General features: G+C 67.7%; 20 protein-coding genes. 12 read left to right on the plus strand and 8 right to left on the minus strand.

The features are described from left to right. The first annotated feature begins 121 nt into the window (after nucleotides 1–121). On the plus strand, nucleotides 122–1,324 hold the full coding sequence (locus CDO52_RS17795; RefSeq protein WP_026125727.1) for an MFS transporter: 1,203 nt from the start codon (nucleotides 122–124) through the stop codon (nucleotides 1,322–1,324). Nucleotides 1,325–1,507: 183 nt separating this feature from the next. Here CDO52_RS17795 and CDO52_RS17800 read toward each other — a convergent pair whose 3' ends face one another. The 4 genes from CDO52_RS17800 to CDO52_RS17815 form a co-directional block, all read right to left on the minus strand. Next, nucleotides 1,508–2,404, minus strand: coding sequence for a hypothetical protein (locus tag CDO52_RS17800; protein WP_094932546.1), 897 nt, complete (start codon nucleotides 2,402–2,404; stop codon nucleotides 1,508–1,510). A gap of 30 nt (nucleotides 2,405–2,434) precedes the next feature. Further along, on the minus strand, nucleotides 2,435–3,865 hold the full coding sequence (locus CDO52_RS17805; protein WP_017618286.1) for a hypothetical protein: 1,431 nt from the start codon (nucleotides 3,863–3,865) through the stop codon (nucleotides 2,435–2,437). Nucleotides 3,866–4,428: 563 nt separating this feature from the next. After that, entirely contained in the window at nucleotides 4,429–5,217 is a 789-nt protein-coding gene (locus CDO52_RS17810) for an HNH endonuclease family protein (RefSeq protein ID WP_094932547.1), read from the minus strand. A gap of 216 nt (nucleotides 5,218–5,433) precedes the next feature. Continuing rightward, on the minus strand, nucleotides 5,434–6,603 hold the full coding sequence (locus CDO52_RS17815; protein WP_394340761.1) for a YihY/virulence factor BrkB family protein: 1,170 nt from the start codon (nucleotides 6,601–6,603) through the stop codon (nucleotides 5,434–5,436). A 236-nt stretch (nucleotides 6,604–6,839) separates the two neighbouring features. Here CDO52_RS17815 and CDO52_RS29290 point away from each other — a divergent pair, with 236 nt between their 5' ends. The 5 genes from CDO52_RS29290 to CDO52_RS17835 all read left to right on the plus strand — a co-directional run bounded on the left by CDO52_RS29290 (nucleotide 6,840) and on the right by CDO52_RS17835 (nucleotide 10,526). Beyond that, complete coding sequence (locus tag CDO52_RS29290; RefSeq protein WP_332459723.1) at nucleotides 6,840–6,929, plus strand: putative leader peptide; 90 nt, start codon at nucleotides 6,840–6,842, stop codon at nucleotides 6,927–6,929. Nucleotides 6,930–7,114: 185 nt separating this feature from the next. Next, nucleotides 7,115–8,827 carry a nitrite/sulfite reductase gene (locus tag CDO52_RS17820; RefSeq protein ID WP_017618283.1) on the plus strand — a complete coding sequence of 571 codons (1,713 nt, stop codon included), beginning with the start codon at nucleotides 7,115–7,117 and terminating at the stop codon, nucleotides 8,825–8,827. Nucleotides 8,828–8,836: 9 nt separating this feature from the next. Continuing rightward, entirely contained in the window at nucleotides 8,837–9,043 is a 207-nt protein-coding gene (locus CDO52_RS17825; RefSeq protein WP_083919813.1) for a hypothetical protein, read from the plus strand. Then, nucleotides 9,040–9,735 carry a phosphoadenylyl-sulfate reductase gene (locus CDO52_RS17830; RefSeq protein ID WP_017618282.1) on the plus strand — a complete coding sequence of 232 codons (696 nt, stop codon included), beginning with the start codon at nucleotides 9,040–9,042 and terminating at the stop codon, nucleotides 9,733–9,735. The genes CDO52_RS17825 and CDO52_RS17830 overlap by 4 nt, the downstream gene beginning before the upstream one ends. Continuing rightward, on the plus strand, nucleotides 9,735–10,526 hold the full coding sequence (locus CDO52_RS17835; RefSeq protein WP_017618281.1) for a sirohydrochlorin chelatase: 792 nt from the start codon (nucleotides 9,735–9,737) through the stop codon (nucleotides 10,524–10,526). The genes CDO52_RS17830 and CDO52_RS17835 overlap by 1 nt, the downstream gene beginning before the upstream one ends. Nucleotides 10,527–10,636: 110 nt before the next feature. Here CDO52_RS17835 and CDO52_RS17840 read toward each other — a convergent pair whose 3' ends face one another. From CDO52_RS17840 to CDO52_RS17850, 3 genes are all read right to left on the minus strand, one after another. Further along, nucleotides 10,637–12,154, minus strand: a complete 1,518-nt coding sequence (locus tag CDO52_RS17840) for a multicopper oxidase family protein (protein ID WP_017618280.1) — start codon at nucleotides 12,152–12,154, stop codon at nucleotides 10,637–10,639. A gap of 65 nt (nucleotides 12,155–12,219) precedes the next feature. Further along, nucleotides 12,220–12,681 carry a hypothetical protein gene (locus CDO52_RS17845; RefSeq protein ID WP_017618279.1) on the minus strand — a complete coding sequence of 154 codons (462 nt, stop codon included), beginning with the start codon at nucleotides 12,679–12,681 and terminating at the stop codon, nucleotides 12,220–12,222. Between the two features lie 169 nt (nucleotides 12,682–12,850). Beyond that, entirely contained in the window at nucleotides 12,851–14,260 is a 1,410-nt protein-coding gene (locus CDO52_RS17850) for a glutamine synthetase family protein (RefSeq protein ID WP_017618278.1), read from the minus strand. A 608-nt stretch (nucleotides 14,261–14,868) separates the two neighbouring features. On the opposite strand from CDO52_RS17850, the gene CDO52_RS27680 reads away from it, so the two are divergent. The 5 genes from CDO52_RS27680 (at nucleotide 14,869) to CDO52_RS17870 (ending at nucleotide 20,665) form a co-directional block, all read left to right on the plus strand. Then, nucleotides 14,869–15,498 carry a hypothetical protein gene (locus CDO52_RS27680; protein WP_152471581.1) on the plus strand — a complete coding sequence of 210 codons (630 nt, stop codon included), beginning with the start codon at nucleotides 14,869–14,871 and terminating at the stop codon, nucleotides 15,496–15,498. Further along, on the plus strand, nucleotides 15,495–18,401 hold the full coding sequence (locus tag CDO52_RS17855) for an aminotransferase class I/II-fold pyridoxal phosphate-dependent enzyme (protein WP_232524513.1): 2,907 nt from the start codon (nucleotides 15,495–15,497) through the stop codon (nucleotides 18,399–18,401). Before CDO52_RS27680 ends, CDO52_RS17855 begins: the two co-directional genes overlap by 4 nt. 16 nt (nucleotides 18,402–18,417) lie before the next feature. After that, on the plus strand, nucleotides 18,418–19,179 hold the full coding sequence (locus CDO52_RS17860; protein WP_017618275.1) for an SDR family NAD(P)-dependent oxidoreductase: 762 nt from the start codon (nucleotides 18,418–18,420) through the stop codon (nucleotides 19,177–19,179). 187 nt (nucleotides 19,180–19,366) lie between these two features. After that, entirely contained in the window at nucleotides 19,367–19,915 is a 549-nt protein-coding gene (locus tag CDO52_RS17865) for a DinB family protein (RefSeq protein WP_017618274.1), read from the plus strand. A 309-nt stretch (nucleotides 19,916–20,224) separates the two neighbouring features. Further along, complete coding sequence (locus tag CDO52_RS17870; RefSeq protein WP_017618273.1) at nucleotides 20,225–20,665, plus strand: hypothetical protein; 441 nt, start codon at nucleotides 20,225–20,227, stop codon at nucleotides 20,663–20,665. Between the two features lie 391 nt (nucleotides 20,666–21,056). Here the strand turns inward: CDO52_RS17870 and CDO52_RS17875 are convergent, their stop codons facing one another. Continuing rightward, nucleotides 21,057–21,497 carry a hypothetical protein gene (locus CDO52_RS17875; RefSeq protein ID WP_017618272.1) on the minus strand — a complete coding sequence of 147 codons (441 nt, stop codon included), beginning with the start codon at nucleotides 21,495–21,497 and terminating at the stop codon, nucleotides 21,057–21,059. Nucleotides 21,498–21,729: 232 nt separating this feature from the next. On the opposite strand from CDO52_RS17875, the gene CDO52_RS17880 reads away from it, so the two are divergent. After that, nucleotides 21,730–22,524, plus strand: a complete 795-nt coding sequence (locus tag CDO52_RS17880; protein ID WP_017618271.1) for an SAM-dependent methyltransferase — start codon at nucleotides 21,730–21,732, stop codon at nucleotides 22,522–22,524. Nucleotides 22,525–22,630: the final 106 nt, after the last annotated feature.

Below are 22,630 nucleotides of genomic sequence, written 5' to 3' on the forward strand. Positions count from 1 at the left end.
GTCATGCGTGGGCGAATCTGCCAGAAGATCATACGTATAGGGCACTCGCGCTCGAACGCAACCCCTACGATGGGCGGACGCACAGCGTCTCCGGACGCCGCGTGGGCAACGGGGAGGCTCATTGACGACGAGTCGTCAAGCGCGGGCACCGGGGCGGGAGGCAGGGCGCGCGCGGGTCGCGGTGGCGGCCCTCTTCTTCGTCAACGGCTTTACCTACACCAACGTGGTGCCGTGGCTTCCGGCGATCAAGGACGGTCTGGGCCTGTCCAACGCCGCCCTGGGGACGGCGATCGCGGCGATGCCGTTCGGGGCGCTGCTGACCGGCATGCTGGCCGGTCCGCTGATCGGCCGGTTCGGCAGCGGCCGTGTCGCGGTGGCGTCCGGTGTGCTGGGCGCCGGTGTGCTGCCGCTGGTGGCAGCGGCACCGGGCTGGGGGACGCTGGCGGCGGCGCTGTTCGCGCTGGGATGCGCCGACGCCTGGATGGACCCGGCGATGAACGCGCACGCGCTGCGGGTGCAGCTCCGCTACGGCCGGTCCATCATCAACCTGTTCCACGCGCTGTGGAGCATCGCGGCGGTCAGCGGGGGTCTGGTCGGAGCGAGCATGGCGCAGCTGGGTGTCCCCCTGCCGGTCCACTTGGGCGTGGTCGCGGTTCTCCTGGTCGCCGCGGTGCTGGCGGCGTCCCCGTTCCTGCTTCCGGGTCCGGAGCACGCCGAACGCGGCATCGGCGGCGGATCCACACAGGGGCCGCGGGAGCTGCTGCGGCGTGCGCGTCCCGCGGTCGGCGCGCTCCTGGCGCTCAGTCTGCTGCTGATGCTGGCGGGAGCGATCGAGGACGCGGCGGCGTCGTGGGGCGCGGTCTACACGCACGGCGAGCTCGGTGCACCGCTGATGCTCGCCAGCCTGCCGTTCATCGCCTGCCAGTCGATGATGACCGTGGGGCGGCTGACCGGCGACCGGCTGACCGACCGTTTCGGCGCGGTGGCGGTGGCTCGCGGCGGCATGCTGCTGGCGGCAGCGGGGATGGCGGGGGCGCTGCTGTGGCCGCAGACCGCGCCGACGATCGCGGGGTTCGGCCTGGTCGGCCTGGGTGTGGCGACGCTCTTCCCGCTCACGCTGGCGGCAGCGGGGGAGATTCCCGGTGTGCGCAGCGGAGACGGGGTGGTGATCGTCGGGTGGCTGGGACGCTTGGGGTCCCTGACGCTTCCACCGCTGGTCGGGATGGTGGCCGACGCTTCGTCGCTGGGGACGGCGCTGTGGCTGGTTCCGGTGGGCTCGCTGTGCGCGGTGCTACTCGCCGCGACGCTGCGCCCGCGCGCCTAGCGCCTGGTCAGATCACCCGAACATAGGCCGTCCCAGGCCACAGTGGTGGCCCGGGACGGGATTGGGGATGTCCGCGCGCTCGGGCTCCTCGTTCAGCTCGCCGCCGTTGCTGTCGGGGCCCACGGCCCTGCAGCATCGACGTCTCACGTCACTCGGTCGCCCGCGCGGTGATCGCCGCCTGTCCTAGCGCAGCTGCGGAGCGCGGCCCCGGGAGGCGAACACGGTCATGGCGCCGATACCGGCGATGACCGCACCGCCGAGCACGAAGCCCGTCAGGTCGACACCGGTGACCGGCAGCTGCTGGCCGGCCTTGGTGGTGCCACCGTTGTCGGAGGACGTGCCCTGCTGCGGAGCGCTCTGGCCGTCGGCGTCGGTCGCGGCCGGACCGGTCGCGCCCTGCTCACCCTGCGGACCCTGGGGGCCTTGCGGACCCTGCGGCCCCTCGGGGCCGGGCTTACCGGGCGTGCCCGGTTCACCAGGGGTGCCAGGCTCACCCGGCGTGCCGGGCTCACCAGGCTCACCGGGGGTACCCGGGTTCTGGTCGTCGCCGTCGTCACCGGGGTCGCCCGGGTCACCGGGATCACCGGGATCACCGGGATCACCGGGATCACCGGGGTCACCGGGGTCACCGGGATCACCCGGGTCACCGGGATCACCCGGGTCACCAGGATCACCCGGGTCACCAGGATCACCCGGGTCACCGGGATCACCCGGGTCGCCAGGATCACCAGGATCACCCGGGTCGCCAGGATCACCCGGGTCACCGGGATCACCGGGGTCACCAGGATCACCCGGGTCACCGGGGTCACCAGGATCGCCGGGGATTCCCGGGTCCGGGTCACCGGGGACCAGGTCGTCCAAGGGCGGCACGATGATGCTTGCCGGAGCCGTCTCCTTGGACGCAGCGAGCGGCGTCGTAGCGGCCGGAGCCTCCTGAGGAACCTCAGCAGCAGTCGCAGGCGCGTCGACAGCCTCGGGGGCCGTCTCCGCGACAGTGTCCGCGAACGCCGGGACCGCGTGGAACCCGGCGGCCATCAGACCCGCAGCGGTCACGGTGACCGCGCGTGCTGTAAAGGACATCCTGCTCCTTTCTTTTATCGGGGGATATTTCTATTCAGGGGAGAGGGCATAGAGGTCGCCATCGGCGATGACGAGGGCGCGGTCGTCGAGAAGTCCCCAGGGCCGGACGGCGTCCCGGTCCATGTCGATGGGGTCGCCGTCGGCCGGGATCGCCACCGGGGCGCCCCCGGCGTCGCCATAGACCAGGTCACCGGCCACGCTGGCGGGGGTGAAGCCGTTCAGTGTCCGCCCCTCACCGGCGGCGAGGTCGAAGATCACCGGGCCATAGGCGGCGAGAGAGCCGCCTCGCACCCATCGCACGTCCGCGACATCGTCGGCGTCGACCTCGGCGGCGGCGATCGCGGAACCGTCCTCGGCGTCGTGCAGCGCGACCAGGTCATCGCCGCCGCCATCAGCCTTCCACAGCACAACGACGTAGTCGGCGCCGGCGGTGAGCAGCTCGATCGGCCGGTCCGCTCCGGAGGGAGCCTTCGGCACGATCTCCTTCTCCTTGTCCTTCGCGGCTCCGGCGTCCACCCAGGTCCACCTGCCGGTCCTGACGCCCATGAGGACACGGTCGGTGTCAGCGAGCATCGCGCCGAAGCCGGAGGGGACCTTCACTTCCTTGAGCTTCTCGCCGTCCGGGATATAGGCGCGGTCGTCTTCAAGGACGAGGGGGCTCGTCCCGGCGAAGGTCACGCGGGCGTTGTCGGGCAGGTCGATGGCCTCGGGGTCGCCTCCGCCGGCAGGCCACTGCCAGAGCGTCTCGTTGTCAGTGATCGCAACCCCGTAACCGTCACCCGTGGCCACGAAGACCGGCGCCCCCGCGATGTCCGAGGAGGACAGGGGGAGCTGGGCCGACCACTTCTGCTCACCCTTGGGGTCGACGACGACGAGCTCGTCATTGGGGTTGATGAAGGCGGCCAGGCTCCCATCGGGAGCGAGGGCCGGACGGGTCCCGGTCCGTGTCGGAAGCCGCCACGCCGCTTCCCGCGAGAATCCCGGCGGGGCGGCCCGGGTCTCCAGGATGACACCGGACTCCTCGGCGCTGCCGCCGTTGACCTCGGTTCCGATGAGGTCGGGACCCCACACCCAAACGACGCCGACACCGACGGCGGCGACCACCGCCAGCGCGCCACCGGACAGGGCGAGGGCGACCTTCTTGCCCTTCCCCTGACGCTTGGCGGAGGGACGCGCCACGAGTTCGGCCTCGCTGCCTCCTGCCGCCCGCACCACGCCCGTCGGGCTGATGATGAGCTGCCAGGAGCCATTGGCGTCCCTGGCGTTGACCAGGACGGAACGGCTGAGATGGGCGGCGTACCCGGTGGCGACGTCGAGCGCGGCGCGGCGGGTCTCCTTGGGAATGGAACCGGTGACCACCTGGGTGCGGCCCTCGATGGTGACTTCGGCGCTGTGCTCGTCGCGCGAGATGACGATGACGACCGAGCCCCGCTGGCGTCCCGGTTCCCTGCCGCTGCTCACGCGATCACCTGCCGGTCGGCACGCGGGTGCGGTCCGTTGTCCGGGCACGCCGAGGGGCGGCCTGCGGCGGATCCGATGGGACAGGGACGCAGTCCTCGTCGCGGCGGAAACGCGGCGCTCATGATGATGGTGAACCTGTTCGTCATCGAGAGTGGGGCACCAACGGGGGCGCCCAGCACGGGGGTACGGGACATCCGGGGGTCGGCGGAAAAAGAGAGAGTGGGCCGCCATTGGGCCAGGGGTGATGGCGGGCCAACGAGATGATACTGACCTCGGATAACGCCCAGGTCCTCGGTGGCGCCTACTGGAGAAGGGGCGCTGCGCCGTACCGGGAGCGCCGCGCACGACTCCCACCTCGCCGAAATATCCGCTCACCTGCGGTAATACTCAGATGGGAGCCAGAGGGACGGCAACGGAGACGCGGCTGACCCGGTTTAGGATCACCGTTTTCGACCGAAAAGTTCTGCCGAAAATGACCACATCCGGCCGTGGAGGAGCAAGCGACACCCCCGCCTCACACTCCGCAGCTGACCGGCGCCCGGCCGACGGCGGCCGGTCAGCGGTCAGCAGGTGCCCAGCATCTCCTCAAGGCCGGTCCTGTCCTCCTTGGCGATTGGAAGGTCGTAGTTGAGGGTGACGTCGACGTAGGACACCGCATAGCTGCACTGGAAGCCCTCGTACGGCTGCCACTCCCCCGGCCCCGCGTCACCCTTCTGCATATTGGCCGGACCGTCCGAGGCAAAGAGGTTGTCCGGATCGTTGGCGAACTGCACACGCTTGTCGCGGTCCCACTCGCTGGCGCCCATCCGCCACGCGAGCGACAGCGGGACCAGGTGGTCGACCTGGACCGCCTGCGGCTTGTCGGCGCTGAACTCGATCATCTCGCCGGTGTAGGGGTCCTCCAGCGTTCCCTCCAGCACCTTGCAGTCGGCGTTGACGCGGGCGCCCTCCAGATCGCGGGCGAGGATGTCGTTGCGGGTGGAGCATCCGTTCTTGTCGGTGTCGATCCAGGGGGAGCCGAACTCCTTGCGTTCGTAGTCGCCGCGGGGCTGCGGCTCGGCGACCTTGATCTCCTTCAGATGTTGCCGCGCCTCGGCGACCTCCTGGCCGGTTGGGTTCCAGCGGTCGTCGGACGAGCCGGAGGACGAGGCCCCCGGGTCAGAGCCGACCGAGGAGGAAGAACCGGAACCCCCGCCTCGTCCCAGGAGGTCGCCCGCCGTCTCGAAGAAGTTCTTACCCGTCAGTGCGGAGATGAGGGCGGCGAGCACGAGCAGTACGACCACAGAGGCGAACAGCCCGGTCAGCCGTCTCTTGGTGAGCGCGCCGGACGCACGGGGGGAGGGACGGTTCATTCGGTTCTCCTGCGTGCACGTCAGAGGGAGGGAGATAGGAGGGGCCAGACCGCCGGAAAATCCGGGAGGAAACCGGCCAGACATGATCATGCCGGATCGCGCGATCCCGTCTCCCCTCCGACGGCGTGCCGCTGCTCTCATTCGCGCCGTCCTCGCCGGGTGAGCGGCTCTCCTGATCCCCAGGAGCCTCCTCGGACGCTGTGTCCTCCACCGTGTTCACGACGTCCTCGGGGAGGCGGCCTCGGGGGCGGTCGATTCGGCCTGTTCCGGCCGCGCGCCGACCGTCGCATCCGCTCCCGACTCGGGACACCCCCGGGCCTCGTCGTCCCCGTTGCCCTCCGCGTCCTCCTCCCGGCGCTCGTCACCCTCCTCATCCGCGTCCTCGGAACCACGCTCGGCGACCCGGCGCACCGCCTGCTCGCGCCGCTCCACCAGCCGGGTCGCGCGGGCATGGCGGCGGGCAGCGATCTCGGCCCGGGCGGCGGCGGTGCGGGAGGTCGGCCACATCGAGTCGATCTCGGCGTTGAGCAGGGAGCCCGCGAGGACCGCCATCGCCACCACCCAGAACCACGCCAGGATCGCGATCGGCGCCGCGAGCGATCCGTAGATGGTGACCTCACCGAAGGAGCGGCCCAGGTAGACGCGCAGGAGTGCCGATCCCAACATCAGGATGAGCGTCGCCAGCACGGCGCCCGGCAGGTGGCGGCGCAGGGGCATGCGCACCGGGACGACCAGCGCGTAGAGCATGGCCACGGCGGTCACCGAGACACCACCGACGACCGGCCAATAGGCGACGTTCAGCCGCCCCACGGTGACCGGGAGCAGTTCCTGCACCAGATCCGGCCCTGCCACCAGAACCGGCAGCACGACGAGGGCGAACAGCAGGCCGCCGAGGTAGGCGACGAACGCCAGGACCCGCTGACGGAAGTAGCCGCGCAGCCCTTCCAGCCCGTAGGCGATGGTGATGGCCTCGATGAAGACGTTCATCGCGCGCGAGCCCCACCACAGCGACACGAGGAAGGTGAGGGAGAGGACGTTGGCCTGGGCGCCGCGCAGGAAGTCATCGATCAGGGGGACGACGACCGTGCTCACGACCTCGGCGGTCACCGCCTTCGTCGCCAGGTCGAGGATCCATTCGCGAATCTCCAGAACGGTCTGCGCCCCCAGCACGGCTCTGAGGTGGCCGAGGGTGCCCACCAGGCCCAGCAGCAGCGCGGGGAGCGACAGCAGGGCGAAGAACGCCGATTCGGCGGAGAGGCCGATGAGGCGGGTTCGCCCGGCCGAGCGGCCGGTGCGCACGATGAGGAGGACGAGGCTGCCCAGACGTGGATGCCGGGCGCGTGCCTCGTCGACACCGCGCCAGATTCGTTCCCACAAACCCCACACGCGGTCCAAGGTAGGTGTCGCCGCACAGCCAGCACCGCTGCCGATGGCCCATCCGCGCACATCCATACGCATTCGATGGACGATCGTGACCAGCGCCAGGCAAGAGCTGCAGGAAGGGGCCACGCCCCGCACCCGCCCGGACACACCGCCGAACCTCCGGACGTGACGTGCTTCACGGCGCACAGCCACGGTCGATCCCTGGACAAACCAACCCGCGCCATGTCATCGTCAAGGGCATGACCGCTGTTCTGGACCCGATGCTCCGCGTGCGCCGCCACGTGGACTTTCTGCGGGTCAGCAGCGCTATCTGTCGCAACGTCGGCTAGACCCCGCCACCACCGTGTGATCGATTCCGCCCGTATTCCTGGGGCGTGAGCGGCGCCGACGTATACCCATCACCCGTAGACGAGCTACGTGACCAGAGCACAACGACGTGCCGGACACGGAGCCCGGCGGTGATGCGCGCGGCGGCCGCTCCCCGCCCCCCGCGCACTCTTCGGAGGACTCCGCGATGCCTCCCACATCCGCACCGGCCGGCTCCGCACCCGCCGCCCCCACCGACCGCGTCGGCAAGCCTCGGCCGCGCCGCGGCGAGGGCCAATGGGCCCTCGGCTATCGGGAACCGCTGAACAAGAACGAGGAGAACAAGAAGAACGACGACGGGCTCAACGTCCGGCAACGGATCATCGACATCTACTCCAAGGCCGGATTCGACTCCATCGACCCCGCTGACCTGCGCGGCCGTTTCCGCTGGTTCGGGTTGTACACGCAGCGCGCGCCGGGCATCGACGGCGGCAAGACCGCCGTCCTGGAGCCCGAGGAGCTCGACGACCGCTACTTCATGCTGCGGATCCGCATCGACGGCGGCCAGCTCAGCGCCGCGCAGCTGCGCACCGTCGCCGAGATCTCCACGGCCTACGGCCGCGACACCGCCGACATCACCGACCGGCAGAACGTCCAGCTGCACTGGGTGCGCATCGAGGATGTGCCCACCATCTGGGAGAAGCTGGAGGCCGTGGGGCTGAGCACGACGGAGGCCTGCGGCGACACCCCGCGCGTCATCCTGGGCTGCCCGCTCGCCGGGATCGCCGACGACGAGATCGTCGACGCCACCGACCAGATCCACCAGATCTACGACGACCACATCGGCAGCCCGCTGTTCTCCAACCTGCCGCGCAAGTTCAAGAGCTCGATCTCCGGGTGCTCCTCCTACTGCACCAACCACGAGATCAACGACGTCGCGTTCGCGGGTGTGGTCGGGCCGGACGGCACGCCGGGCTTCGACCTGTTCGTCGGGGGCGGGCTGTCCACCAACCCGATGTTCGCCAAGCGGCTGGGGACGTTCGTCCGCCCGGAGCAGGTCAGCGAGGTGTGGGCGGCGGTCTGCTCGATCTTCCGCGACTACGGCTACCGGCGGCTGCGGCACCGCGCGCGGATCAAGTTCCTGATCAAGGACTGGGGCGCGGAGAAGTTCCGTGAGGTGCTGGAGAAGGAGTACCTGGGCTACGCCCTGCCCGACGGCCCCGAGCCCGAGCTCCAGCAGGGGATGCGCCGGGACCACGTCGGCGTGCGCCGGCAGCGCGACGGGCGCAACTACGTCGGCTTCGCCCCCAAGGTGGGCCGGGTCTCCGGGACCAAGCTGGCGCGCGTGGCCGACATCGCCGAGGCGCACGGCTCGGACCGGATCCGCACGACGGCCGACCAGAAGCTGGTCATCCTCGACATCGAGGACGACCAGGTCGACTCGATCGTCGCGGCGCTCGAGGCCGAGGACCTGGAGGTGCGGCCGAGCGTGTTCCGGCGCCAGACCATGGCCTGCACCGGTATCGAGTTCTGCAAGCTCGCCATCGTCGAGACCAAGGGGCGGGGCGCGTCGCTCGTCGAGGAGCTGGAGCGGCGGCTGCCGGACTTCCCGGAGCCGATCACGATCAACCTCAACGGGTGCCCCAACTCCTGCGCGCGCATCCAGGTGGCCGACATCGGGCTCAAGGGCCAGCTGGTCACCAACGCCGACGGCGAGCAGGTGGAGGGATACCAGGTGCACCTGGGCGGGGGCCTGGGGCTCACCGCCGGGTTCGGCCGCAAGGTGCGCGGGCTGAAGACGACGGCCGAGGATCTGCCCGACTACGTCGAGCGGGTGCTGCGCCGCTTCCTGGAGACCAAGGAAGACGGCGAGGCGTTCGCGACGTGGGTCGGCCGGGCCGAAGACAGCGACCTCAAGTGAGTGAGACACGTGAGTGAACGGGCGGCACCGCACTACTGCCCCTACTGCGGAGACGAGGACCTGATGCCGCACGAGGGCGATGCGGAAAAGGGCGCGGGATACGCCTGGGACTGCATGTCGTGCGCACGGGTGTTTCGAGTGAAGTTCGTCGGACTCCGCGCGGCCGCCGTGGCCAGCGTGGAGAGACATACGGACGGGACGGTGGAGAACGCATGAACGTCGCACTGGAGGACAGCCAGGCCCTGGCGGAGCGGGCCTCGGAGGAGCTGGAGGAGGCGAGCACGCAGGAGATCATCCAGTGGGCCGCCGAGACCTTCGGCGACCGGCTGTGCCTGACCTCCTCGATGGCCGACGCTCTCATGGTGGACCTGGTGTCGGGCGTCAAGCCGGGCGTCGACGTGATCTTCCTGGACACCGGCTACCACTTCGCGGAGACGATCGGCACGCGTGACGCTGTGGCGCAGGTGTACCCGATCAACCTGATCAACGTGAAGCCGTTGCGCACAGTGGATGAGCAGGACCGCGACCTCGGGCCGAGGCTGCACGGGCGCAACCCCAACATCTGCTGCTACCTGCGCAAGGTGGAACCCCTGCAGAGGGCACTCGAACCCTACGATGCCTGGATCAGCGGCCTGCGCCGGGACGAGTCGGTGACGCGGCGCAACGTGGGCGTGGTGCAGTGGGACCCCCGCAAGAAGATGGTCAAGGTCAACCCCATCGCGCGGTGGACCCAGGACGACGTGGACGCCTACATGGAGGAGAACGGCGTCATCGTCAACCCCCTCCAGTACGACGGCTACCCGTCCATCGGCTGCGCCCCGTGCACCCGCCCGGTGGCTGAGGGAGAGGACCCACGCAGCGGCCGCTGGGCCGGGATGGGCAAGACCGAATGCGGAATCCACCTCTAATGGCACGCGGAATCGCCACGGCGCGGGGGGACGGGAACGCACCCATCCCCCTGGTCGCCGTGGCCCACGGCAGCGAGGACGAGCGGTCGTCGCACACGGTCGAGCAGATCTTCGCCCGCGTGCGACGCCTCCGCCCGGACCTGGACGTGCGCGTCGCCTACCTCGACCACGTCTCCCCCAGCGCGGAAGAGGCCATCACGGCGGTGGCAGCGGAGGGAGCGGGCGAGGTCGTCGTCCTCCCCGCCCTGCTCACCGCCGCCTACCACAGCAAGATCGACCTCCCCGCCGTGCTGGAGCGGATCCGCGAGTCCTGCCCGTGGCTGCACATCCACTACGCCAACACGCTGGGCCCGCACCCGCTGCTGCTCGACGCCGTCGAACAACGCCTTGAGGAAGCAGGAGCCGTAGCAGCACCGGACACCTCACTCGTGCTGGCCTCGGCCGGTTCGAGCGACGCGGGGGCCAACCACGTCATCGAACAGATGGCATCCGCCCTCGCCGCCCGCGGCCCCTGGCGCCAGGTCACCCCGGCCTACGCCTCGGCCGCTTCCCCGACCCCGGCAGAGGCAGTCGCCCACCTGCGCGCCTCGGGCGCGCATAAGGTCGCCGTGGCGGGCTACCTACTGGCCCCGGGCTTCTTCTCCGACCGTGTCGCCGACCAGTCCTTCGCCAACGGCGCCGCAGCCGTAGCCCCGGCTCTGGGCGACGCCCCTCAGCTGGCCCGGGTGATCCTCGGCCGCTACGAATCAGCCAAACACAGGGTGCCCCTGTCGGGCATCACCACCGGCTGAGCCCAGGGCCAGTACCTTTCCCATCATCCGACCACAGGGGGTTCCCGCGCGCGGGAACCCCCTGTTCGCTTCTCCTGCGTCAGTCCGTACCCATGTCCATCCAGGGCTCGTCAGGCTGTGTAGGCGAACAACCCCATCATGCCGACCTCGCCGTGGTAGACGTTGTGGCAGTGCACGAGCCACCGGCCAGGGTTGGCCGAGTCGAAGTCGCATTCCAAGGACTGCCCGGGCAGCACGATGAGGGTGTCCTTGCGGGGGCCGTCCGGACCCACCTGGAAGGTGTGCCCGTGCAGGTGCAGTGGGTGCCACATGTCGGTCGAGTTGGTGAAGGCGACGCGGACCCGTTGTCCCTGGCGGATCTCGAAGGCGTTCTTGGTGGGCGCGTCACGGTCGAACGCGCGCCCGTTGATCGCCCAGTCATAGTCGGCCATACCGCCGGTCAGCTTGATCGTGTGGCGGACGTCAGGATCGCGGTCGTCGAGGCGCACGCTCGCATCCGCCACCAGGTCGGTGGCGTTCACGATCTCACCGTCGAGGCTGTCGGGCCGCACGTCCGGGCCCGGGGCCTCCCCTGAGCCGGAGCGCAGCAGCGCGAGCGCCGTGGCGCTCTTGCCTTCGGCCAGCGCGACGAGCGGGAACACGCCGTCCTTCACGGTCACGAGCACGTCGTAGCGCTCACCCATGCCCAGCAGGACCGCGTCGACCTCGCGATGCTCGACGGGGAAGCCGTCGGTATGGGTGATCGTCATCCGGTGCCCGCCCAGGGCGACGCGGTAGGCGGTGTCGCCTCCGGCGTTGATCAGGCGGATCCGCAGCCGCGTGCCCGGCTTGGCGCTGAACGTGTGCGGGTCGTTGGCGGGGCGCCCGTTGACGAGATGCATCGGATAGAAGACGTCGCCGGCGTCACCGCCCAGCAGGTCACTGGACGCACCCATCAGCATGGGTCCCATGCGCATGGGGCCGGAGCCGCCTTCGCCCCCGCCGTGCCCCTCGTCGTGCCCCATGCCTTTGCGCGCTTGGGCGAGCACCTTGTCGGGGGTGGTGTCGATGCCGTCCAGCCAGTCGTCGAGCATGACGACCCACTCCTCGTCGTAGGAGAGGGGCTCGCGGGGATCGTCCACGATCAGCGGTGCATAGAGTCCCCGGTCGAGCTGGGTACCGACGTGCGGATGAAACCAGTAGGTCCCCGGCGTGTCCGCGGTGAACCGGTAGGTGAACTGTTCACCGGCGGGCACCGCGGCCTGGGTGACATGAGGGACGCCGTCCATGTCATTGCGCACGGCCAGGCCGTGCCAGTGGATGGAGGTCGCTTCTGGGAGCCGGTTGTCCAGCGTGGCGTTCAGAGTGTCCCCGGCCGTGAGCCGGAGCTCCTCACCGGGAAGCGCGTCGCCGAGACTCCACGTGCGTACCGATCGCCCACCGATGTCCAGATCGGATTCGACGGCGCTCAGGCTGAACTTACGCTCTCGCCCCGTGCTGGGGCGCTTCTTCTCAACGGCGCCGACGATGTCGTCGGTGGGCTTGACGAGCGTCGGCGACGCATCTCCCCGCCCACAGGCAGAGAGCAGGCCGAGACCGGAAAGCGCGGTTCCGCCGCCGATGAAAGTGCGGCGGCTGATGTTGGGCATGACGAAACTGTCCTTCGCATGGCATAGAAGTACGGATGGAATAGATGGTCGTGGAACGACCGGTATTAGATCCGCAGAATCGACAGTTCAGCCAGGTCCGGCGTTGAGGGCGGAGCAGCATGCGCGACAAACTGCGTCGCGACTGGAGCACTCGGGGGCGGCACCGGGATGACGAGACGAACCGGCCCCGGCGCCGACAGGTCCAGCGCTGTCTTAGCGCTCAGACACATGTGCGTCGCCGGCTCGCATTCGGCCTGATGCGACGCGGGCGTCGCCGTGTGGCCCGCCTCCGCCCAGTGAGATGGCCGTTCGGACGCGCGACCCAAGTTCTCATCGGCCTGCGACGACGGGTCCTCGCCGAAGGAGGCCGTGAACGTGACGGCGTGCTGATAGGACGCCGCTGATGCAGTCACGTCCCCGCGCACCATTCCGTGATGGGCGATGAAGGCGACGACCGTGAGCAGTATGGCCGCGTACGCGAACCGCCAGACTCGAGCACGGCGCGAACGCGCGCCACTTCGGCTCACTGGGCTCGCACCTCGCTCCCGACGTGTGGTGTCCCGACTTTCCCAGTGAGACAGTATGCCCCTCCGTCATAGCAGGGGCGACTCGGCCCGTCCTCGCGCGTGCGGAACTCGGGCGAGGGCGACCTGGACGGCGCGTGACATGGCGACCTCCGCCGACTGCGCCGCCGTGTCAGCAACCCGCGTCGGCATACATACGCTGCTCCCAGTCGGTGACAGCGCCGCAGAACCCCATCCACTCCGCAGCCTTGACCGCCCGGTAGAGCTCAGCGGTCTCGGCGCCGAGCGCACTGGTGACCACTGGGTCAGCGTCAAACCTGTCCAGGGCTTCGCCCAGGGTCAGTGGCAGATCGGGGAACAGCGCCGTCCCGTCACCGTAGGCCCCCTCCTTGGGCGGCCCGGGGTCGATCTCGTTCTTGATTCCGTCCTCGATGGCGGCGAGGAGGACGGCGTGCGACAGGTAGGGGTTGACCAACGCATCGGGAGAACGAACTTCGAGCCGCCCGTTGACGGGGAGGCGCACCGTGCAGGTCTTGTTGTCCAGACCCCAGTCAGCGCGCGTCGGGGTGACCGGGTTGGCCTGCGCATACCGCTTGTAGGAATTGACTGTCGGCCCCATGACCGCCGAAGCGGCTCCGGCATGGCTGAGGATGCCTCCGACAGCGTGGCGGCCGATCTCGGTCAGGTGCAGCCGACGCACGGTCGGATCGACCAGGACGTTCGTCTCGCCACGCCACAGGCTGAGGTTGTGATGGCAGCTGTTGCCCGTCCGGTCGTCCGCGGGCTTGGGCATGAAACTCACCGTGAGGCCGAGTTCGCGGGCGACCTGGCGGCAGATCTGCCGATGCACGATCATCCGGTCGGCCGTGCGGGCGGCGTGGTCGTACTCCCAGTTCAGTTCCAACTGTCCGGGGTCGCCCTCGTGGTTTCCCTCGATCATCTCCAGGTCGAGTTCATGCCCGTAGGCCATGATCCTCTGGCAGACGGGGCGGTGGGACTCCAGGCTGTCCACGTGGTGGGCGGGAGACTCCCCAGGGCGGGGGCCGACGTGCGGACGGGTTCCGTTCCCGCTCGCGCTCCAGGAGGTTTCGGGTTCACAGCCGCTACGCAGTTCAAGCCCGGTGCGGAGGGTGAAGGCCGCCAGCTCCCGGCGGAGATGGCCCCGCACGTCCAGTGCCAGCGGCTGACCGTCCCTTCCTCCGGGCGCGTGCGCGGGCTCATAGAGACGGCAGAAGAACCGGCCGGTGCGGCGATCCCATGGCAGTACGGCGAAGGTGTCAAGGTCGGGCATGGCCGTGTACTCGGTCGCTTCGTAGCCACCGCCGAGGAGTGTTCCGCCGGCCGCGGTGCGGAGGTCGGCCAGGAGGGCGCGGTACTGCTGGATACCGTTTTCGATGTTGCGAACCAGACGACGGGCGGGGGCCATCTTGCCGATCACCCGACCGGTGAGCGTCACCGCCTGGTAGTACACGTACTCGACACCGGATTCGGCGATCCGGCTGCGGATCGCGTCCACGGCGTCCCTGTCGGTGTTGAGGTCCCGATGGTGGTCCAGCGCGGTCGCACCACTCGTGTTCGTCATCGGCGCCTCACAGACGCCAGAGCCGAGGTGATCTCGGCGGCACCTGGGGCCTCGGCCTCACGGCTCACGAGCGTCATAGGGGACAGATCCCGGGGTGGCCGGAAAATCCGGTTGTACGCAAAGAATCCCACTCCCGATGCGTATGGCGGACGAATGTGCGTCAACATGAGCACCCGGACCACAAGTAGAACATTGCCCTCCGCACGTCAGGAATATCCAGGATTTTCGCCAGTCAAACCATTGACCAAGCATCAGCCCCATTGTGACATACATCACCCCCTCAGGTTCCTGCCCTTACCTCGAAAGTCCGGTTAGTTTCTCAATTGTCCCTGAAGAGATCCGACAAGGAAGCGAATCGTGCGACTCCTTGCGATCGAAAGAAGGCCCCATGGCCTCGCCCCCAGGAACAACGAGTGCACAATCGTGCCGTCCACTGCTGTCGTAGGTGCGAGTTCTGGAGCGTCGGTGTCCGGGACCTGCCGGTCTACCACGGCCATTCACGGTTGGTGGCAGCGAGCGTACGCCCGTCCCGCCACCATGCACCTCCGCACGTCTCACAAGGCCGAACCGCATATTTTTCACAGGTTTTCCTGAGGCATGGGAGTAACGTGCTCAACCGCCACACACTCCACCACTTCACGGTCGACCTCCCGAAGGATGAAACGCTGACCGTTGTGGAGGATCTCCACTTCTTACTCAACGGCGTTTTCACTGGAGAAACGCTTCTTGTGCGATGCGACGGCACAAGGCACCCGACCGTGCGTCCCCTTCACCCCTCCCCCGCACGAGCCGACGACAGGACGGAACCGCCCCGGCCGAAGGCCTCCCTTTCGGCGTTCCCTGCAGCATCAGACAGCGGTGATGTCGCGCCACGACACGTGATCACCGACCTGAAGACCGCCGTTCCGGAGGTCAGCGGTCTGCATCCGACGACAGTGGTGACACTGGCGGCAAATGGCGGCGACACTGCCGTCACGGTGACGGTCCCCGACGATGAGCGGCTCCTCATGGGGCTCGGCCCGGTCATCGAGACGGCCGTCCGCGCGGTCGCGCGACTGCCCCGCCCGCGCGTCCACGACGCCGAGCGCCGAGAAGCCGCGATACGGGAGGCCTTGACCGGGCCGCCCCCGCCCGAGCCCCCGAGGAACCTCTCCCCGAGGACTTCCTCTCCCGATTCGAACGGCTGGCGAACGAGGACCCCGCCCGTACCGCCCTGCGGACGAGCGACGAGAAGCTGACGTACGGGGAGTTGTCGCGCGAAGCCGCAGCCCTGGCCATCAAGCTGGCACAGCGCGGTGTGGGCAGAGGGTCCCGGATACTGATCCTGCCCAGCCGCGGAATCAGCCTGGTCACGACCATGCTGGCGGCGTTCCGCGTCGGATCCGCCGTGTCGGTCGTCGATCCGCGGCATCCCGACGAGTACATCGCGGCGTGTGTCGGTGTCCTCGAACCAGAGCTCATCGTCGACCTCTCCGACCGCAGCGGCCCCTGGGCCGGACGTCCCGTCCTCCGCGAGGACGACGTCCGGAGAACAGGATCAGGATGCGGCCACGCGCCCGGGCCAACAGCGGGACAGGATCTCCAGCCGGCAGAGAAGGCATTCCAGCCGGACGACTGCGCGATCATTACCTTCACCTCGGGGACGACCGGGATACCCAAGGCCGTGGCCGGCCGCTATAGCTCGCTCAGCTACTTCTACGACTGGATGGACGCACGATTCGGACCCCTGCACGGCGCCAGGTTCGGCATGTGCTCCAGCATCGGCCACGATCCGATACAACGGGACATCATGACGCCGCTCTACCTCGGCGGCAGCATCGTCGTGCCCCAGGACGACATCCTCGACCAGCCAACCGAACTCGGGCAATGGCTGAGAGACGAGCACATCGAGGCCGTCTGCCTGAACCCCGTCCTCATCACGTCCCTCGACCACGAGGGTCCCGGCCTGCCCGACCTGCGGCTCTTCCTATCGGTCGGTGCCGCGCTGACGCGCGGCCACGCTCTCCGCCTGCGTCGCCTCGCGCCGGATGCCCGGATTCTGAATCTCTACGGCTCCACGGAGACACACCGGGCCGTCGGATACTTCGAAGTCCCGCGACAGCCCGAAGAGATCGCCGCCCTCCCGGCCACCATCCCGTTGGGAGAGGGGATGAAGGACGCCCGACTCGAAGTCGTGTCCCTCCGCGACACATCGCCGTGCGTTCCCTTCGAGATCGGCGAGATCGCGATGCGCAGCAGCCAGATTGGTCTCGGCTACCTGAACAGCCCCGAACTCACCAGCGAGAGGTTCAGACCCGGCCCACCGGCTCCGCCGGACGGCTCATCGAGCGGGGCATCGTTCACGACACCGACGTACATGACGGGTGACCTGGGCTACTACGCACCGGGCATGGGAGTGATCTCCGTGGGCAGGTCGGACGACCAAGTGAAGATCAACGGCTACCGCGTCGAACTGGCCGAGGTGAACGCCGCCTGCCACGCCCATCCCCAGGTCAGCGAGGCCGTCACCATTGTGCGGGACATCGACGGCGTGCCGTCGCTGACCACCTTTCTGGTCCCGTCGGACGAGACGTTGCAGTTCTCCGTGCAGGGGTTCAGGGCGTTCCTTGCCCGCACTCTCCCCCACTACGCGGTTCCGCAGCACATCATCACGCGCGACAGCGTGCCGCTGACCATCAACCGGAAGGTGGACATCGACACCCTGAAGCGGGAGGCCGAAGCCCGACACGCAGGCGACGGCACCGACGTCATCACGGATTTCGTCCGGCGGCACACCGGCATGGACCGTCCTCCGCAGGACACGCCGCTGGGAAGCCTTGGGATCGACTCGCTACGCTTCTCCTCCCTGGTCAGCGGACTCATCCCGGACGCCGCAGCGCGCGGCCGCTACCGGCTTCGCAACTCCATGACGATCGGCGAGATACGGCAGGCGCTCACAGGGGAGCCGCCGCAGGCTCCTGTGTCCGTGCCGCTGTCCGTGCCGCGCCAGCGATCGGCGGTAACGACCGGTGCGGTCAGGCACAACGAGCCCGTCACACGGGTCTCCAGCACCGAGATCACCTTCGGCACTCGCACCCTGGCCCACGCTTGCTCCAACGATTATCTGGGCCTCGGTACGCGCACTGGAGATCCCGAAGCGCTGGAGGAGTTGTTCGCGTCCGGCCTACCGCTGCACTCCCACGGCTCTCCGGCGGTGAATTCCCACACGGCGTGGCACGAGCAATTGGCCGGGCTGTTGTGCGAGCTCTACGGGACGGAATCATCACTCCTGTTCAGCTCCGCCTATCTGGCCAATACCGCTGTCATTCCGGGGGTGGCCGGGCCGGGCGACCATGTCCTCGTCGATGAGAGCTCCCACGCGTCCATCTCGGACGGCTGTCTGCTGAGTGGTGCCACGATCCACGTGTTCCGGCACAACGACGTGGGACACCTCGCCTCGCTGGTCGGGAATCTTGAGGGCTCGGCCGGGCGCAAGGTCATCATCACCGAGGGCGTCTTCAGCGTGGAGGGCGATGTCGCGGACCTCCCGGCTTTGAGCGAGGTCGCGCGTGCGCACGATTGCCTGCTGATGGTTGATGAGGCGTCCTCTCTCGGCCAGATCGGGCGCAGTGGGCACGGTGTGGAGGAGCACTTCGGACTGCGCTCCGCCGTCGATCTCCGCGTCGGCAGCCTGGCAAAGGCCCTGGGCTCCAGTGGCGGCTATGCCACCGGCAGCCGGGAGCTGGTCGACGCGATCCGCTCTGTCGGGGGAGCGGTCTTCTCTACGGGCCTCTCTCCCGTCCATGCCTTCATGGCACACCGTTCGGCACGCGAGCTCCTCGACAACGGTGAGGCGCTGGTGAGCCGACTGCGGTCAAACGCCGAAACGTGGCGTTCCGGTCTGAACGATGCCGGGCTCTCGACGGGCGGTTCGCAGGCCGCGATCGTACCGATCATGTGTGGGAGCGCGGAGGAGGTCGACCGCCGCCACAGCGCGATGCTCGATGCCGGTGTGTACGCGATACCCATCGCATATCCGTGGTCGAGGACAGTGAACGCGATAAGGACGTCCGTGACGGCCGACCATGACAGTGATGACCTAATGCGGTTGGCGGCCCACGTCGCGGACGTCCTTCTGCGCGCCCACGAGGATTCGTCATAGAAAGCTGGGTGACCGCATGAACTACCTGGTGGTCGGGGGAACGTCCGGCATCGGGGCCGCGGTTGTCAAGCGGCTCGTCATGTCCGAGCACGCCAACGTCCTATTCTGCGGCAGAAGGCGGGATGCGGGCGAGAAGCTGATGCGCTCGCTCAACCGCGGGCGACACGGGAATGTTGAGATGGTCCGCGCCGACATCACGGAGGAGTCGGACGTCGCCGCTCTGTTCGATCGGGTTCGGGACGCGTTCGGAGAACTCCACGGGGCCTTCAACGCCGCTGGAATCGTGGGGAAGGACAGCGTCCTGCGCGGTGCTCCCTTCCACAAGTCTTCGGCCGAGAACTTCGATCGCGTCCTGGACGTAAATGTCAGGGGAATGTGGCGATGCCTCCGCGGCGAGCTTGCGATCATGGCCCCTCAGGGGTCCGGCTCAATCGTCACCTGCTCCTCGGTCGCCGGTCTGCGTTCCGCGGACAGCATGTCCGCGTCGTACACGGCCAGCAAGCACGCCGTCGTCGGCATGACACGTGCTCTCGCTGTAGAGTACGCACCCCACGGCATCCGCCTGAACGCCGTGTGTCCGGGCGTCATCGACACCGACATGCTCGGCGGCATGCGGGACGAGCTACTGACCGACCTGCGCCGGAAGAACCCGGCGGCACGGATCGGCATGCCGGAGGAGGTAGCGGACGCGGTGGTGTTCCTACTGTCCGACCGGTCCCAGTCCATCAGCGGGACCGCTCTGACCGTAGACGCGGGAGGACTCACCGGCGCCCTGTGACCTCTGCCTGCGCTGCGCCAGGAAAGCCGAGCGCCAGAGCCCAGGCAAGCGCATCAGAGTCCAGCATGGGACGCCCCACCGCCACGCTGCTGCCCATCTTCGACGTCAAGCAACACCCCCCAGTTGACAGGCCCAATGTCAGTGGGGCCTGTCAGACTCGGCCCTCCCCCGACCCGGAAGGCAGACGATGACCGGCACCCCCGTTCCCAAGAGTTATGCACCCCGGTGGAACAACGACACCCGCCCCACCCCGCCTGCCGTCGGCGGCGAACGGGAGACCCTGAACGCGGTCCTTGACTGGCATCGGGCGACCTTCGACCTCAAATGCGCCGACCTGTCACCGAAGCAGCTGTCCCAACGGGTGGTGCCGCCCTCTGCCCTGTCCCTGCACGGCCTGGTCCGGCATCTGGCCGGCGTCGAGCGCTGGTGGTTCCGCATACAGTTCGCAGGCGAAGACGTTCCGCTGCTCTACTACTCCGACGATGACCCCGACCAGGACTTCGACAGCCTGGACGGTGACGTCGACGAGGACTTCGCCATCTGGCGAGCGGAATGCGAGCGCTCCAGACAGATCACCAATGCTGCAGCATCACTGGATGAAACAGGAATCCGCAAGAGGACCGGCGAGCCGATCTCACTGCGAAGGATCATGGTGGACATGATCGCTGAGTACGCACGGCACAACGGCCATGCAGACCTATTACGCGAGCGCATTGACGGCACCACCGGGATGTGACCCGGCACACCACCGCTACTCCTGGGCGCTGGCGGAGCCACTCCTTCAGGGACTGCGCCGACCCCCTCGGACAATAGGTCCAGCGGGCGTGGGGTCTGGGCATCCACCAGCAGGGTTCCGTACATTTGGCCTTTGATCAGGGTGAAATTGGCTTTGTTCGCGGGTGTACCCCATGAACATAGCCAAGCCCTGATACGTCCTTTCCTCGGAAACATTTCGACTGCAATCGAATCGCATTGCCCATGGATCGCGCGGCCTCAGACCATTGAATTATCGATATTGAGGAACGAGACTCACCAAGGACAGACAATGGACACGCAACGCATTCGAGCAGTCCTGAAGAACGCTGCCGTCGTCTCGACGGGTGTGGTCGTGCTGCCTGCCGTGTTCTCGGCTGCGGCCAGCGCATCCACTGCGAAGCCCGCCGAATCGACCCAGGAAGCGCCTGGTTGGAAGTGCAGGACGTGGGCAGGCGAGCACAATACGGGAGCCAAGTGCTGGAAGAGCGAGAGCGTCTACGTCTCCGCCAACTACCGGGAAAACGTCGACAAATTCGATGTCATAGATCACTTCGACAACGACCGGTCGACCATCGGTTACCTCCAGGCCCAGGGCAGCGGGACCGCAATCTTCACAAACGGCACGCATGACCTGGAGTTCACCGAGGACAACTGGGTCCGGGTCAAGGTGTGTACCTCCAGCTCACCCAAAGGCGTTTGCTCTCCCTGGAGCGCGAAAGGCAGCACTTGATTCTGGATGTGCCAACCGCTGGTCACGCCTAGGGCCAGCGGTCCGCCATGAGATCAGGCAGGGCGCTCTCCGCATACGGCTCATGGGCCCTGTGGCCACGGCATAGGGGCGACCGGGGAGCAGCCGACCTTAATCCACGCCTGCACTTGCTCCACAGGCCCATCCCCGTGTGCGCGCAGTTCTGGTGTCCCGGCACGAAGAAACCGAGGATTTCGTGCACACCTACTAGGGGGTGACCTCCCGGAACGGTGGTGGCATTGCGCAGCCCCTGGTCGGCAGGGACTTCTACTCTTTCCAGGACCCCGAGCTGTTTGCTGACAGGCGCGGCGGCGTGCTGATTTGGTGCTGCCCCACGCGCGCCTGGGGTGCCTCCGGCGGCACCCCAGGTGTGTCAGGGGCGCAGGTGGCTGTAACGGGCCTCCAGGCGGGCGCGTTCTTCATCGTCGCTTGGGGGTAGTGAACCACTGAACCAGGGCATACGGCATGGGCCCTTATGGAATGGCTCGGGGCAGATCAGGGTGGGGAGGCGTTCGGCGAAGTAGTCGAATTCCTCCCGCGAGCTCAGCAGGCCCACGCAGACATAAAACACGGTGCGGTCGCCGGGGTCTTCGCCGGGGTGCTCATCACGCCACTGTTCGGGCAGCTCAGAGCAGAACTCGGCGACGGTCATCCGGTCCTCCTCCGAGTCTTCAGGCGAAACCAGTTCGTCGCTTTCGAGGTAGTGAAGTTCGTAGGCTGCACCCGGAGAGCTGAGCTCGAGCGGGTGGTCGAGGTGCGCGCGGATCTCCTCCAGGTACCAGTGCAGGTCGGCACGTGTTCCGTAGATTCCCATCTCCAGTTCACGTAGCTGGAGGTCTGAGGCCAAAAGTGACTCCGGGTTCTTCTTGTTCCGTTGACGCCGAGCCAGGTGTGGCGCCTGTGACCGATGGACTTTAACAGGCGGTTACGGATGGTGTCGTGCCATTTTTCCGGTGTGCCTGGGATGGTCATAGGATTCCCTCCAATGTCCGGCTGGACGTGATGCCCACGCGGAGAATCCATCGATACGCAAGGGAGCGTTGTAGATGAGCGACACCCCCGACCTGCCTCCCCAGATCGACACCAGCGTGCCGCACTCGGCGCGGTTCTGGGACTGTCTGCTGGGTGGGAAGGACAACTTCGCCGCCGACCGGGAGGCTGTGGAGCAGGCCTTGCAGTTGCAGCCGGACCTGAGGGAGGTCGCACGGGCTGACCGGGCGTTTTTGTCTCGGGCGGTGAGAATTCTTGCCGGAGAAGCGGGTATCCGACAGTTTCTTGATATCGGTACCGGCTTGCCGACAGTGGATCACACTCACACGGTCGCTCAGGGGATAGCTCCCGAGTCGCGGATCGTCTATGTCGACAACGATCCCATCGTGCTCCTGCACGCCCAGGCGCTGCTCGTCGGCACCGAGGAGGGCTCGACCGAGTACATCGACGCCGATGCCCGCGATGTCGACCGAATCCTCGCGAAAGCGGCTGACACGATTGATTTCGAGCAGCCCGTCGCCGTCATGATGCTGGGGATTCTTAACTTCATCTTGGATGACGAGGAGGCGCACGCGGTCGTCGATCGGCTGTTGGGCGCCGTCCCGGGTGGAAGTTATCTGGTGCTCGCCCACCCGACGGCTGAGGTCGGTGGCCCCAAGACCGAGGAGGCCATCCGACAGCTGAACGAGACCAGCGCTACCCCGCAGAAGCTCCGATCGCCGGAGGCACTGGCCACCTTTATGAACGGCTTGGACATATTGGAGCCGGGCATCGTGTCTTGCTCGCAGTGGCGGACCGACGCCGACAGCGTCAAGGTGCTGCAGTACTGCGCGGTGGGGCGGAAGGCGTAGTCGATGGGTGCGAACGGCGACTGTGATCAACTTTTTCTAGAACCGCGTTCGGGTTTCGCTAGAGCGACACGCTACGCTGAACCTAGCGCTCGACCGAATCACGTTC

Origin of the sequence: Nocardiopsis gilva YIM 90087 (assembly GCF_002263495.1) — a bacterium.
Taxonomy (GTDB): domain Bacteria; phylum Actinomycetota; class Actinomycetes; order Streptosporangiales; family Streptosporangiaceae; genus Nocardiopsis_C; species Nocardiopsis_C gilva.